This is a genomic window from Sphingomonas sp. LR60 (assembly GCF_036855935.1).
Taxonomy (GTDB): Bacteria; Pseudomonadota; Alphaproteobacteria; order Sphingomonadales; family Sphingomonadaceae; genus Sphingomonas.
The window spans coordinates 1,735,573-1,749,532 of sequence record NZ_JASPFK010000001.1 but is presented as its reverse complement, the minus strand read 5'-3'; the positions used below and the strand labels follow the sequence as shown (position 1 = coordinate 1,749,532).

11 protein-coding genes and 1 pseudogene are annotated in these 13,960 nt (G+C 66.1%); 9 read left to right on the top strand and 3 right to left on the bottom strand.

What is annotated here, in order from left to right; genetic code table 11:
- Positions 1 to 68: 68 nt before the first annotated feature.
- The 4 genes and pseudogenes from QP166_RS07950 to QP166_RS07935 all read left to right on the top strand — a co-directional run bounded on the left by QP166_RS07950 (position 69) and on the right by QP166_RS07935 (position 3,145).
- Positions 69 to 623 carry a CvpA family protein gene (locus tag QP166_RS07950; RefSeq protein WP_333915429.1) on the top strand — a complete coding sequence of 185 codons (555 nt, stop codon included), beginning with the start codon at positions 69 to 71 and terminating at the stop codon, positions 621 to 623.
- The gene (locus QP166_RS07945; protein WP_333915428.1) at positions 620 to 1,054 is read left to right on the top strand and encodes an iron-sulfur cluster assembly scaffold protein; all 435 of its coding nucleotides are present in this window, start codon (positions 620 to 622) and stop codon (positions 1,052 to 1,054) included. The genes QP166_RS07950 and QP166_RS07945 overlap by 4 nt, the downstream gene beginning before the upstream one ends.
- Positions 1,054 to 2,787, top strand: a pseudogene (locus QP166_RS07940) (cation:proton antiporter domain-containing protein); the annotation flags it as partial. The gene QP166_RS07945 and the pseudogene QP166_RS07940, both read left to right, overlap by 1 nt.
- 37 nt (positions 2,788 to 2,824) lie before the next feature.
- Complete coding sequence (locus QP166_RS07935) at positions 2,825 to 3,145, top strand: DUF423 domain-containing protein (RefSeq protein ID WP_333917291.1); 321 nt, start codon at positions 2,825 to 2,827, stop codon at positions 3,143 to 3,145.
- Positions 3,146 to 3,149: 4 nt separating this feature from the next.
- Here the strand turns inward: QP166_RS07935 and QP166_RS07930 are convergent, their stop codons facing one another.
- Positions 3,150 to 4,562 carry an MFS transporter gene (locus tag QP166_RS07930; RefSeq protein ID WP_333915427.1) on the bottom strand — a complete coding sequence of 471 codons (1,413 nt, stop codon included), beginning with the start codon at positions 4,560 to 4,562 and terminating at the stop codon, positions 3,150 to 3,152.
- Between the two features lie 85 nt (positions 4,563 to 4,647).
- On the opposite strand from QP166_RS07930, the gene QP166_RS07925 reads away from it, so the two are divergent.
- The gene (locus tag QP166_RS07925) at positions 4,648 to 6,750 is read left to right on the top strand and encodes a prolyl oligopeptidase family serine peptidase (RefSeq protein WP_333915426.1); all 2,103 of its coding nucleotides are present in this window, start codon (positions 4,648 to 4,650) and stop codon (positions 6,748 to 6,750) included.
- 74 nt (positions 6,751 to 6,824) lie between these two features.
- Positions 6,825 to 7,142 carry a hypothetical protein gene (locus QP166_RS07920; RefSeq protein WP_333915425.1) on the top strand — a complete coding sequence of 106 codons (318 nt, stop codon included), beginning with the start codon at positions 6,825 to 6,827 and terminating at the stop codon, positions 7,140 to 7,142.
- 55 nt (positions 7,143 to 7,197) lie between these two features.
- On the opposite strand, the gene QP166_RS07915 is transcribed toward QP166_RS07920, so the two are convergent.
- Complete coding sequence (locus tag QP166_RS07915; protein WP_333915424.1) at positions 7,198 to 8,832, bottom strand: inorganic phosphate transporter; 1,635 nt, start codon at positions 8,830 to 8,832, stop codon at positions 7,198 to 7,200.
- Between the two features lie 229 nt (positions 8,833 to 9,061).
- Complete coding sequence (locus tag QP166_RS07910) at positions 9,062 to 9,385, bottom strand: UrcA family protein (protein ID WP_333915423.1); 324 nt, start codon at positions 9,383 to 9,385, stop codon at positions 9,062 to 9,064.
- Positions 9,386 to 9,591: 206 nt separating this feature from the next.
- Between QP166_RS07910 and QP166_RS07905 the strand changes: the two genes are divergently transcribed.
- From QP166_RS07905 to QP166_RS07895, 3 genes are all read left to right on the top strand, one after another.
- On the top strand, positions 9,592 to 11,901 hold the full coding sequence (locus tag QP166_RS07905; RefSeq protein ID WP_333915422.1) for an ATP-dependent helicase: 2,310 nt from the start codon (positions 9,592 to 9,594) through the stop codon (positions 11,899 to 11,901).
- A 49-nt stretch (positions 11,902 to 11,950) separates the two neighbouring features.
- Entirely contained in the window at positions 11,951 to 12,445 is a 495-nt protein-coding gene (locus tag QP166_RS07900; protein ID WP_333915421.1) for a hypothetical protein, read from the top strand.
- Between the two features lie 224 nt (positions 12,446 to 12,669).
- Positions 12,670 to 13,959, top strand: a complete 1,290-nt coding sequence (locus QP166_RS07895; RefSeq protein ID WP_333915420.1) for an MFS transporter — start codon at positions 12,670 to 12,672, stop codon at positions 13,957 to 13,959.
- Position 13,960 lies beyond the last annotated feature (1 nt).

Here is a 13,960-nt window from a genome sequence, read left to right as displayed (position 1 = left end):
CGTTTTGCATCACCTTCGCAAACATCCGGCCCTAGCCGGCCGCGGGATCGCGCCATAAAGGAGTGGGCATGAACCTGGAGCCGCTCGACATCGCCGTCCTCGTGCTCGTCGCGCTGACAGCGATCGGCGGTGCGCGGCGCGGCTTCGTCGGTGAGGTGTTGGCGCTGTTCGCTTGGGTGGCGATGATCTTCGCACTCAAGATCTTCCACCTGCCGTTGTCGAAGGTACTGGCGGGCTCGATCGCCAGCGTCTCCGGCGCGGCGGTGCTGGCGTTCGTGCTGCTGACGGGCGGGACGTACTTGGTTAGCCGGCTGATTATCAACGCGATTGCGGCGCGCACCCGCACGTCGGTGCTCGGCCCGATCGATCGCGCGCTCGGCTTCGGCTTCGGCGCGCTCAAGGGTTTGATCCTCGCTAGCCTGGCCTTCCTGTTCCTCGTGCTGATGCTCGACCTCACCGGCGGTGGCCCGTCGCGCCGCCCGGCGTGGCTGAAGGACGCGCGCACCTTCCCGCTGCTGGTGGCGACCAGCGGCGCAGTGGCCGATTTCGTCGACCGACGGCGAAAGGGACAACCGGTGTTCGGTCCCCATCTATCCTCCGGAACCAGCGACGGACGTTCATGAGCCTCGAACTTTACACCCCCGATATCAGCGCGCTGGCGATCGGAAATCCCTTTCCCGATCGCCTGGCCGACGCCCACGGCTCGGCCGAGCGGCGGTCGCCGATCTGCGGCAGCCGCGTGACGGTCGACGTCCGGCTGGATGATGACGGGCGCATCGCCGCGCTCGGCACGCAGGTCTGCGCCTGTCTGCTCGGTCAGGCCTCCTCGACGTTGCTGGCGCGCCATGCGGTCGGTCGCTCGGTCGAGGAACTCGCCACGGCACGGGATTCGTTGACACATTGGTTGGCGGGCGAGGGCGACATACCCGACTGGCCGGGGATCGATATCTTCACGCCGGGACTGAAGCTGACCGCGCGCCACCCCTCGATCCGCCTCGCGTTCGAGGCCGCGGTCGACGCAGCGTCGCAGGCGCAAGCCGCACGGGACGGCTGATGGAACACGCTGATATCTCGATGATCCGCGACGGCACGATCCTGCTCGGCAGCGGGCTGGTGTTCGTGCTGGTGTTCCGCCGGCTCGGGCTGGGTGCGACGCTGGGCTTCCTGGTCGCCGGCGCGGTCGTCGGCCCGCATCTGCTCGGGTTGGTCGGAGACGCCGAGGCGAAGCTGGGGTTCGCCGAACTCGGCATCACGCTGCTACTGTTCATCGTCGGGCTGGAATTGAGCCCACAGCGGCTGTGGCGGCTCAAGGAAGATATCTTTGGCTTGGGGCTGATCCAGGTCGTGGCCTGCGGCATCGCGCTCGCGGCGATCCTCGCACTGGCGGCGCGCTTCTCGCTGGCGGCGGCGCTCGCGGTCGGGATGCCGCTGGCGCTGTCCTCGACGGCGCAGGTGCTGCCGATGCTGCAATCCTCGGGACGGCTACGCACCCCGTTCGGCGAACGCGCCTTTTCGATCCTGCTGTTCCAGGATTTGTCGATCATCCCGATGATCACGATCATCGCCGCGATGAGCCGCAACCCGGCCGCGACCAGCGGACCGGAGGGTTGGGTGCTCGGGCTCTACACGGTGCTCGCGATCGTTGGATTGGTCGCCGCGGGACGCTTCGTGCTACGCCCGCTGTTCCGGCTGATCGGGCATCTGGGCGAGCGTGAGATGTTCGTCTTCGCCGCGCTGTTCACCGTGATCGCCGCCGCCGCCGTCATGGAGCGCCTCGGCCTGTCGACCGCCCTCGGTGCCTTCGTGGCAGGGGTGATGCTCGCCGACAGTCCGTATCGGCATGAACTGGAAGCGGACGTCGAGCCGTTCCGTGCAATTTTGCTCGGATTGTTCTTCCTGGCTGTCGGCATGATGCTCAACCTCGAAGCGATTGCCGAGCGTCCGTTCTTCGTCGTCGCGATGGCCGCGGCGTTGATCGCGACCAAGGCCGGGATTATCACCACGCTCGGGTTGGTGTTCCGCATGGGCTGGCGTCCGGCACTGGCGCTGGGCCTGCTGCTCAGCCAGGGCGGCGAGTTCGGCTTCGTGCTGCTCGCGCAGGCACAACAGGCGTTGTTGATCGCGCCCGACGCCGCCAGCCTGTTCGGCGCGATCATCACACTGTCGATGGCGACAACACCGTTCCTCATGATGTTCACCCGCCGCTTCCGCGAGGAGCCGATCGCCGCGCAGACCGACCGGGACGGGCCGCGCGCAGATGGCGCGAACGCGATCATCGTCGGATACGGGCGGTTCGGGCAGACCGTCGGGCAGATGCTGATGGCGCAGGACATTCCGGTGACCTTGATCGATACCGACATCGAGATGATCGACATCGCGGGCGAGCTGGGATCGAAGGTTTATTACGGCGACGGCACGCGGCTGGATCTGCTGCGACAGGCGGGGGCGGCGGAGGCGGAGCTGATTCTGTTCTGCATGGACGGGGATCAGCTGACGCTCGAACAGCTGGAGGCGGTGCACGAAGCCTTTCCGAGCGCCGCGCTCTACGTCCGCGCCTATGATCGCCGTGCGCTGGTCAAGCTGAAGAACGGCCCGGCGCGTGCCGTGGTGCGTGAGGTTCTCGAGTCGGCGGTGAAGATGGCGCGACTGGCGATGAACGGGCTGGGCATCGCTCCCGGCGAGATCGACCGCGCCGAGCAACTGTATCGCGCCAGCGACAAGGAGCGGCTGCGTATTCAGATCGAGGCCAGCGACCCGCGCGCGGCGCGTGCGATGATCGCCGAGCAACATCCGTGGGGCGGGGAGAACGACCGTGAACGCCATCATGTTGCTCGCGGCGCTGTCGGGCGCGATCGCAGTCGCAGCGGGGGCGTTCGGCGCCCACGGCGCGTCGGGCGACGCGGTCGAATGGTTGAAGACCGGTGCGCATTACCAGCTCGTCCATGCGCTGGCCGCTCTGGTCGCACTTCGCTTCGAGGCGCGTGGCCCGGCTTGGTTGTTCATCGCTGGGGGCGCGATCTTCGCGGGGACGCTCTACCTGATGGCGCTGGGGCTGCCGCGCTGGCTGGGTGCGGTAACGCCGATCGGTGGGACCTTGCTGATCGCTGGCTGGCTGTGGCTGGCGTGGATCGGCGCGCGCGGCTGACCCGTCATCGTGTCGCCGCGACCGGCTGAACCTCCTCAGCCTCGCCACGCTCGGGATCGCGGATCGACGGACGCAGCCGTGCGAGACTGCAAAGTCCTGCGACCACCGCCAGCCCGGCGGCGACCAGCGGCGCGGTCGCTCCTGCCCCGACGCCCAGCGCCAGCAAGCCGGCAACCAGCGTAGCCCCCGTCGTCTGCCCGACCAGCCGCACCGTGCTCACCAGCCCGCCCGCCGCGGCGGCGCGCGCGCGCGGGGCCGAGCCGATGATGAGGCGGGCGTTAGGCGGCAGGAAGGTGCCGAACCCCGCTCCGCACAAGGACATGCGCCAGGCGATGTCGAACCACGACGGATCGGCGGGCATGAAGGCGAGCAGCAGCAGCGCCGTGGTCGAAATCGCCATGCCGATCCCGCCCAGCAACCCCGCAGGGACGCGGTCGGAGAGCCAGCCCATCAGCGGCGCGACGATCATGTTGGTCAACGGCCACGGCGCGATCACCGCCCCGACCGCCGCAGCGCTCATTCCATAGCTGTGCGTCAGCCGGAACGGCGTCGACAGCAACAACGTCATCGACGCGGTAAAGGCGGTGAACCCGCCGATCGTCGACAAAGCGATCACCGGACGCGACAGCAGATCGATCGGTAAGATCGGCTGTGCGGCCACTCGTTCACGCCGAATGTAGAAGCGCCCCACCACAAGCCCGAGCACGACAATCGCCAGCGACACCACCGGGCTGTCGCCGTGCACCGCGCTCTCCGCGCCACCGATGACCAGCCCGAACATCGCCGCGCACATCACCGCGCCTGCCACGTCGAACGGCTGGTCGCGAGGCGCCGGGTCGGGTAGCGCGCGGCCGAGCACAAGCGATGCGACTGCGAAGGGGATCGCGCTTGCGAATACCCACGGCCAGGGTGCGATCGATAGCACCAGCCCGCCGATCGTTGGCGCGGCAGCGGCCGACGACGCGACCACGACCGAATTGATTCCCAAGCCGCGGCCGAGCTGCGCGCTGGGGTAGGTTTGCCGGATCAATGCCGATGCCACCGCAAGCGCCCCGGCCGCCCCGACGGCCTGCACACCCCGAACGATGAGTAGAAAGGGCAAGCTCTTCGCGAAGAAGCAGAGCAAGGTCGCGATGGTGAACAACAGCTGACCCAGCTGATACATGCGCTTCAGCCCGATCCGGTCCCCAAGCCCGGCGAACGGCAGCATCAGCATGACGAGCATCAGCTGATAGACGGTGACGATCGCCACCACCGACGATGATCCGACGTTCAGGTCGCGCGCGATCGTCGGAAGGGCGACATTGGCCACGCCGCCATCGATGATGACCAGCGCGGTGCCGAACGACAGGGCACCGATCGCCGCATACCGGCGTGGAAGGGGAAGGCCGTCGCTGGCCAGTGGCTGATCGCTCATGTGCGCGCGATGACGCGCCGGTGCCGGGGTTGTTCCCACGTGGTCACTGCCGCAAGGTGCCGACATGACGAGTGGAGCGAGCAGAATGAGACGTAAGCGTATTGGATGGTGGCTCGCGGGTGCGGCGGTGGTGGTTGCGGCAGGGGCGGCGTGGGCGCAACGCGCGGCGGAGGTCGACCCCTATATTTGGCTCGAGGATAAGGACGGCTCGCGGGCGCAACGCTGGGTCGCAGCGGAGAACGCGCGCACCTTGCCGCGCCTGCAACGCGACCCGCGCTATGCGCAATTCCATGCGGAAGCCCTGGCGATCGCCGCGGCGAAGGATCGCATTCCGATGCCGCAGCAGGTGATGGGGCGGATCGTCAATTTCTGGCGCGACGCCGATCATCCGCAGGGTATCCTTCGCTGGACCACGCCCGAGAATTACGCCGCGCCTCAACCTGAATGGCGCACGCTGCTCGACGTCGATGCGCTCAGCAAGGCAGAAGGGCGCAAATGGGTCTACAAGGGCCTCAACTGTCTCTCGCCCGACGAGCGGCTGTGCCTGGTAGCACTGTCGGAAGGCGGCGAGGACGCCGTCACCTATCGCGAATTCGATCTTTCGACCGGCCAGTTCGTCGCGAACGGCTTCGTGCTGCCGACGTCCAAGCAAGGCGCGGCGTGGCTCGACAAGGATCATCTGCTGGTCAGCCGTGATTGGGGCGCGGGCACGATGACCGCGTCGAGCTATCCGTTCGTCGTCAAGAAGGTGACGCGCAGCGTCCCGTTGGCGCAAGCCGTCGAGGTCTATCGCGGGGCACCCGACGATCAACTCGGCACCTACGCCAGCGTCATGACCGATGGCGCCGGTAACCGCGCAGTTTTCATTGAGCGGCAGAAGACCTTCTTCGGCGCGGATCGGTTGCTGTTTACCGCCACCGGCGTGAAGAAGCTCGACCTGCCCGCGCGGACTGCACCCGCCGCGATGGTCGAGGGGCAGGTCGTCTTCACGACCAGCGAGCCTTGGGGCAAGATCCCGACCGGTGGCGTGGCCGCCGTACCGCTCAAGGCGCTGGAGGCCGGCCAGATCACGCCGACGCTGATCTTCGCACCGACCCCGCGGCAGGCGGTAGGCGGAGTTGATGCCACCCGCCATCACCTGATTCTCGATTACACCGACAACGTGCGCGGGCGGATCAGCGTCTACACGCCGTCGGCGACCGGGTGGACCGCGAAGGTGATGCCGCTACCCGACAATGCGAGCTTCGGAATCGTCGGCACGTCTGATCGGAATGACACCGCGTTCGTGGCGACCACGGGCTTCCTGACGCCGACGACTTTGGCGCGCTTCACCGCGGGCAGCGATGCTGCGCCGGTGCAGGTCAAGGCGCTCCCCGCCAAGTTCGATGCGGCGGGGCTAGTCGCTGACCAATTCGAGGCGACGTCCAGCGACGGCACCAAGGTTCCGTATTTCGTCGTCCATCCGCGCAACGCGCCGCACGATGGCAGCACGCCGACGATCATGACGGCCTATGGCGGCTTCGAGTTGCCGATGACGCCGAGTTACTCGGCCATCACCGGCAAATTGTGGCTCGAGCGCGGCGGCGCCTACGTCCTCGCCAATATCCGCGGCGGTGGCGAGTTCGGACCGGCGTGGCATAATGCCGGACGAAAGACCAGGCGGCAGGTGATCTACGACGATTTCGCCGCGGTCGCGCGCGACCTCATCGCCCGGCGCCTCACCAGCCCCGCCAAGCTTGGTATCTATGGCGGCTCGAATGGCGGGCTCTTGATGGGCGTGGAGTTCAACCAGCATCCCGACCTGTGGAAGGCGGTGACGATCCAGGTGCCGCTGCTCGATATGTTGCGCTATGAACAGATCGCGGCTGGCGCGTCGTGGGTCGACGAATATGGGTCGGTATCGGTGCCGGCGGAGCGGGCGTTCCTCCGCACGATCTCGCCCTATCACAATATCAAGCGCGGCGTCCCTTATCCCGAACCGTACATCTGGACGACCACCAAGGACGATCGCGTCGGGCCGCAGCACGCTCGGAAATTTGCGGCGCGCCTCAAGGAATATGGGCTGCCGTACCTCTTCTACGAGGATACCGCAGGCGGTCATTCGGGCGACGCCGACATCGAGCAAGGCGCCCGCTTGCAGGCACTGCAGATGACCTATTTCGCGCAAAAGCTGATCGGTCCGCGATAACCATAGCGACGGGAACGCAGCGTTTCGCTCGTCGATCTTGCTGCGATGCGGCGCGATCGGCTAAGAGGCGCGCGATGACTGCCGAAACCGAAAGCCGGCCCGCGCCGGCGGTGCCCGATAGCGTTCCCGTCGTCTTCGAGGCGATCGTCAAATTGCAGGCGATCGCCGCGATGTACAATCGGGGCAGCGTCACCTTGGCGCCGCACATCCTCTACACCAAGCACGGCGAGATCTATCTCGACGCGCTGACGCTGGAGCGGGACGGGGTGCCCCCAAGGAGCCGAAGATCGGCGCTTTCAAACTGGCCGGACTTTCGGCGCTCCGGATCACGCCGCGGCGCTTCAAGCCCAGCGAACTGTTCGTCCCAGGCGAAGAGCGCTATGCCGGGGTGACTTTGCTGTCCGTGGAAGCCTGAATCCAGCCGGCCGTACTTAACGGGCGGGCGGATTACAGCCCGCCGGCTCTGACGATCGACAGCAGCAGCCAGTAAAGCCCGCCAGCAAGCAGCATCGCCACCGGCAAGGTCATCACCCACGCCGCGGCGAGCTGGAGCAAGGTGCGGCGTTGCAGACCGTGCCCGCTCGCTACCGAAGCGCCGGCGACGCCCGACGAGAGGATGTGGGTGGTCGATACCGGCAGGCCAAAGCGATCGGCGGCGAGGATCGTCGCCGCAGCCACTAGTTCGGCGGACGCGCCCATGCCATAGGTCATGTGCTGCTTGCCGATCCGCTCACCGACGGTGACGACGATCCGCTTCCAGCCGACCATCGTGCCGAGCCCCAGCGCCAGCGCGACAGCGACCTTCACCCAAAGGGGAATGTAGCGCGTGCCCCGCTCCAGCCGCGTGCGATAATCGGTCAGCACGGCTTTCTCGCCGTCGTTCAAGCCGTTGTCCTTTGCGGCGGCGATCATCCGCGTCGTATCCATGACGAGATACATATCGTTGCGAATGTTCGGCGCAGCGCTCGCGGGTACCTGGCTAAGCGAGCCGTAGCCGGCAACGCTGCGGGCGAGCTGGTCCGACACGGTGATCGCCGCGCCATAGGTCTGCCCGTTCAGCACCTCGCGCTTCTTCAGCGCTCCCTTGAGGACCGCGCGCGCACGATCGGCATCGACCGGCGTCGCACCATGGGCGACCAACGTCGCGCGGGCGTCTGCGGCGCTCTGGACGAAGGCGGGCGTCTCGCTGGCGGGCAGGGTACGGTTGAGCGCGTAGGCGGTAGGCGCGCAGCCGATCAGGATGAGCATGATGAGGCCCATGCCCTTCTGACCATCATTCGACCCGTGGCTGAACGAGACCGCCGTGCAGGTGAATATCAGCAACGCCCGGATGCCGCGCGGCGGCGGCGTGTCGCCCTCGGGCGGCGTCATGAGTTGCGGATTGCGAGTCATGTGTCGGATGACGAGCAGCAGCAACGCGGCCGCGCCGAACCCGATCAGCGGTGCCATCAACAATCCGGTCAGCACCTTCGTGGCTTGCGACCAGTCGACCCCCGACGTCCCGCCGCTGTCGCTGGTCAGCAACTGGTTGGCGAGCCCGACACCGAGCACCGAACCGATCAGCGTGTGGCTGGAGCTGTTCGGAAGACCGACATACCAGGTCGCGAGGTTCCAGATCACCGCCGCGAACAGCAGCGCGAAGATCATCGCAAAGCCCGCGCCCGAGCCGACGTTTAGGATCAGATCGACCGGCAGCAGGGTGATGATCGAATAGGCGACCGCACCGGAGGAGAGCATCACGCCGAGGAAGTTGAAGAACCCCGACCAGACGACCGCGAAATGCGCAGGCAGCGCGTTGGTGTAGATGACGGTCGCGACGGCGTTGGCTGTGTCGTGGAAGCCGTTCACGAACTCGAACCCCAGCGCGATCAGCAGCGCGAGCCCGAGGAACGCGAACACGCCGAGCGCGAGATGCTCCCCGACCTGCTGCGTGTCGATCAGCACGCTGATCCCGGCATAGCCGAAGCCGACGAGGACGACGGCTAGAAAGACGAATCGAGCCACGGGATGAACCGGACCGTCGAACGAGCGCTTCGCCGCGGGTGGTGGCGAAGGCGACGCCTCAAGGACATTGGATGCCATGACGAGTCGTGCTGTCGGCGCGTAGCATGACAGTTTGATGACCGATGGCCGATTACAGTCTTCGGCGTACCATTAAAGTAGATCAGGCGTGCGGCATGATTGATGTAGCCCGCCAGGGCCGCTGTGCCGTCTAGCTTGGCAGCGGCTCGCCGTGTGTTCCTCTCTTCGCAACCTCGCAATTGTTGCAAAGGCCGGATCTCCCATGAAGAAATCCGACCCTCGCATCGGATCAGCGGCGCGTGTTCGACGCCAGTTCGATGGCGCGGGCGCGGGTAAGCGCGGCAAGACGCACCTGCGCGTCGTTGCGCATCTCACGATGGCAGCGCAGAACGTCGAGCCGGTCGTGAATGTCGAAGGCGGTGCCGCAAGTGACCACAGCCGCGTGAGCGACTCGCTGGCGGAACTGCTTTTGGCCGACGAGAGTGGCAAGGTCGAGGTCGCGCACGGTGACCCGAGCGGTCAGCGGCACTCGACCTGGGTCGGCCGTGGAGATCGAAGGCAACATGGCGAGCGTAAGTGCAGCCGCAAGCGCGGCGAAATGAAAACGGTTCATCGACGTTACTCCTGGCGTGGATCGGCTGCCGCGACATGCGTCGCCTCTGCATCGAAGCGGGCGACTTGCCGTCGCGGCGTGGGTGCCGACGTGGTGCGCCTACGCGCGCCGCTTTACGCAGATGCGTCTGCCGCACGACGCTTGCGTGACTGTAAGTATTCGCCGTTTCGCTTGCCCGGGGCGTTTGCGTTCCCTAACTGTTCGGGGTGACCGAACTCTCCGCCGCTACGCAGGACCCGCCGTATCTGGCCGGCCTCAATTCCCCGCAACTCGATGCGGTGCTGACGACCGATGGTCCGGTGCTGGTGCTGGCTGGCGCAGGCACCGGGAAGACCGCGGCACTGACGGCGCGATTGGCGCATCTGCTATGGACGCGGCGCGCGTACCCGTCGGAGATCCTGTCGGTGACCTTCACCAACAAGGCGGCTCGCGAGATGCGCGAGCGGGTCGGTCGGCTGGTCGGTGACGCGGTGGAGGGGATGCCATGGCTCGGCACTTTCCACGCGATCGGTGCGAAGATGCTGCGTCGCCATGCCGAACTGGTGGGATTGCAGAGCAACTTCACGATCCTCGACACCGACGATCAATTACGGTTGCTCAAGCAACTCGTCCTCGCGGCGGACATCGACGAAAAGCGCTTTCCCGCCCGGTCGCTGGCCGGTTTGATCGACGAGTGGAAGAACAAGGGGCTTGTGCCCGCCGAGATCGATGCCGGTGAAAGCGAGCGCTATGCCAATGGGCGCGGCGGCGAGTTGTATCAGCAATACCAAGAGCGCCTGAAGGCGGTGAACGCCTGCGACTTCGGCGACCTGCTGCTCCACGTGCTCACCATCCTCAAGCGTGATCGCGGCGTACTGGAACACTATCAGCAACGCTTCCGCTACATCATGGTCGACGAGTATCAGGACACCAATTCGGTCCAATACCTCTGGCTGCGGTTGCTCGCGCAGGAGCGGCGCAACATCTGTTGCGTCGGCGACGACGATCAGTCGATCTATTCGTGGCGCGGCGCGCAGGTCGAGAACATCCTGAAGTTCGAGAAGGACTTTCCGGGTGCCAAGGTGATCCGGCTCGAGCAGAATTACCGTTCGACGCCGCACATCCTCGGCGCGGCCTCGGGAGTGATCGCGAATAACGGCGGGCGACTCGGCAAGGAGCTGTGGACCGAACTCGACGCGGGTGAGAAAGTGCGGGTGCTCGGCGTCTGGGACGGGCCCGAGGAAGCACGCCGCGTCGGTGACGAGATCGAGTCGGTGCAGCGCGGCGGCAAAAGCCTCGACGAGGTTGCGATCCTCGTTCGCGCACAGCACCAGACCCGCGAGTTTGAGGATCGCTTCATTGCGATCGGGTTGCCGTACCGGATCGTCGGCGGCTTCCGCTTCTACGAGCGCGCCGAAATTCGCGACGCCTTGGCGTATCTGCGGGTCGTCAATCAACCCGCCGACGATCTGGCATTCGAACGGATCGTCAACACGCCGAAGCGCGGACTGGGTGACAAGGCGATCGCCAAGCTGCACCAGCTCGCGCGGGCCGAAGGTGTGCCGCTGTCGATCGCGGCGGCCCGGATCCTCGACACCGACGAGCTTACTCCGCAGGCGCGCAAGGCACTTGGCCGATTTGTCGGCGACGTGGCGCGATGGCGCGACATGGCGCGCGATCTGCCGCATCCCGAGCTGGCGCGGCAGATCCTCGACGAAAGCGGCTATACCGCAATGTACCAGGCGGAGAAGTCGACCGAGGCAGCGGGGCGGCTGGAGAACCTCACCGAACTCGTTCGCGCGATGGAGGAATATGAAAACCTCGGCGCGTTCCTCGAACATGTCAGCCTGGTCATGGACAATGAGGCGACGCGCGACGATCCCAAGGTCACGATCATGACGATCCATGCCGCCAAGGGGCTGGAGTTCGACACCGTGTTCCTTGCCGGCTGGGAAGAAGGGCTTTTCCCTTCGCAGCGGTCGCTCGATGAGGGCGGGACGCGCTCGTTGGAGGAGGAACGCCGGCTGGCCTATGTCGCGATCACGCGCGCGCGTCGGCTGGCGACGATCCTCCATGCGGCCAACCGCCGCATCTATGGCCAGTGGACCAGTTCGATCCCGTCGCGCTTCGTCGGCGAGTTGCCGCCGCAGCATGTCGAGAGCGAGACGAGCATGTCCGGCGGCGAGAGCCTGTGGCGCGCGAATTGGTCCGAGCGCGCCGATCCGTTCGCGGATGTCGCGCGCGGCACCGGGCGCGGACCCGGGTGGCAGCGCGCTGCGGGAACGCTCGGCGCGAAGCCGGGCGGCGAATGGTCGAACCGTACCTTCACGCGCGAACCGGCACGCGTCGTCGAAAGCCGCTCGTCGGCGGTGAGCCTGGGGAACAAGGGACGTGGCGACCTGTCGGTGGGACAGCGCGTCTTCCACCAGAAGTTCGGCTATGGCGCGATCGCGGAAATCGAGGGCAACAAGCTCGAGATCGATTTCGAGCAGGCCGGGCGCAAGCGCGTGATGGACAGCTTCGTCACCGCCGGTTGAGCGTGCGACTTTCCTAGGAGACGGAGGTTGAGGTGCCGGAGGTGCACTCATGTCCGAAACCGCCGAAAAGTCCGATCCTGCGCTCTGGGAAAAGGTGAGGGACGACGTCATCGCGGGCGCGAAAGGCGGCAGGAAGGGCCAATGGTCGGCGCGCAAGGCGCAACTGGCAGTCGCCGAATACAAGAAGCGTGGCGGCGGATATAAAGGCGGCAAGGACGCCGACAATTCGCTTCATCAATGGACCGAAGAGGATTGGGGCACGAAGTCCGGAAAGCCGAGCGAAGAGACGGGTGAGCGCTACCTGCCCAAAGAAGCGCGCAAAGCGCTGTCAGATAAGGAATATGCGCGAACGTCGGCCAAGAAGCGCGCCGACACGCGCAAGGGGCAGCAGTTTTCCCCGCAACCCGACGATGTCGCCGCCAAAACCGCAAGTGCACGCGACCATCGCACACGTGAAGCGCTTCATGCGGAAGCTCGCAAGCGAGGCATCGCGGGGCGATCAAAAATGAACAAGGCGCAGCTTCACGCCGCCCTCGCGGAGTAAGGCAGAAAAATCGGGGCGGCCCGAAAGGACCGCCCCGTAGTTCAGGGAATGGCCGGGCGAGGGGGCTTGCCCGGCGATATGCGCTGCGCGCTCGGAAGCGACATCGCACCAGCATCCTTTAACGCGTCAACATTGCTGCCATGTGTCTATGGAACCCGATTTCGTGACTACAATGACATAATTTTGTGCGTTGACGCGGGAAGCCGGCTGCGAGGAAAGGGGGCATGTATTCTTCCGCTCTTCCCGCTGATCAGCCGGCTGCCTCGCACCGCCGTATTCTGCTCGCCAGCCTCGTCGGCACGTCGGTGGAGTTCTACGATTTCTATATCTACGCGACGGCCGCGTCGCTGGTGTTCGGACCGCTGTTCTTCCCGGCGGGCGATCCGTCCGCGCAGTTGCTCGCCGCTTATGCGAGCCTTGCCGTAGCCTTCTTCGCACGACCGGTCGGTGCCTGGGCGTTCGGCCACTACGGTGACCGGATCGGGCGCAAGTCAACCTTGGTGGTCAGCCTGATGCTGATGGGTGGATCGACGCTGGCGATCGCGTTCCTGCCAACCTACGCGCAGGCCGGTTACCTCGCGCCGGTGCTGCTGTGCCTGCTGCGGTTTGGACAGGGGTTCGGACTTGGCGGGGAATGGGGCGGGGCGGCGTTGCTCGCGGTCGAGAACGCGCCGCCCGGCTGGCGGGGACGCTATGGCATGGTGCCGCAACTCGGCGCACCGGTCGGGTTCGTCGCCGCTAACGGCCTGTTCCTGCTGCTCGGATTGGTGATGAGCGCAGAGGATTTCGTCGCTTGGGGATGGCGCATCCCCTTCGTGCTGTCGATCGTGCTGGTCGGGCTCGGCCTGTGGGTGCGGCTGAAGATCGCCGAGACGCCCGCGTTCGCGCGCGTGCTGGAGGAAGGTCCGCCGCCAGCGGTGCCGATGGGTGAGTTGCTGCGCGATCACTGGCGCGCGGCATTGGGCGGCACCGCCGGGGCGATCGCGTGCTTCGCGGTCTATTATATCGCGACGGCGTTCGCGCTCGGCTATGCGACGACGCGGCTGGGAATCGCGCGGCCTACGATCCTGTCGATGCAGCTTGGCGCGATCCTGTTCATGGCCGTTGGGATCGTTCTGTCGGGCATCTGGGCCGATCGTCGCGACGCGCGGCATGTGCTGACCTGGGGGTGCGTCTTCGCGATCATCGCCGGGTTCGTGCTGGCGCCAGGGCTGGGATCGGGGTCGCCGCCGCTGATCTTTGCCAGCCTTTCCGTCGCATTGTTCGCGATGGGGTTCGTGTACGGCCCATTGGGCGCGTGGCTCCCCGGGCTGTTCCCGGCGCGCGTGCGCTATACGGGCGTGAGCCTTGCCTTCAACATGGCCGGGATCATCGGCGGCGGGCTGACCCCGGTCGCGGCGGAGACACTCGCGCGGAATGGCGGCCTGTCGCTGGTCGGCGGCTATCTCGCGGGAATGTCACTGGTTAGCCTGATCGCGCTGCTGGCGATGCGGCCGCGCACCGCCGCCGCCTGAC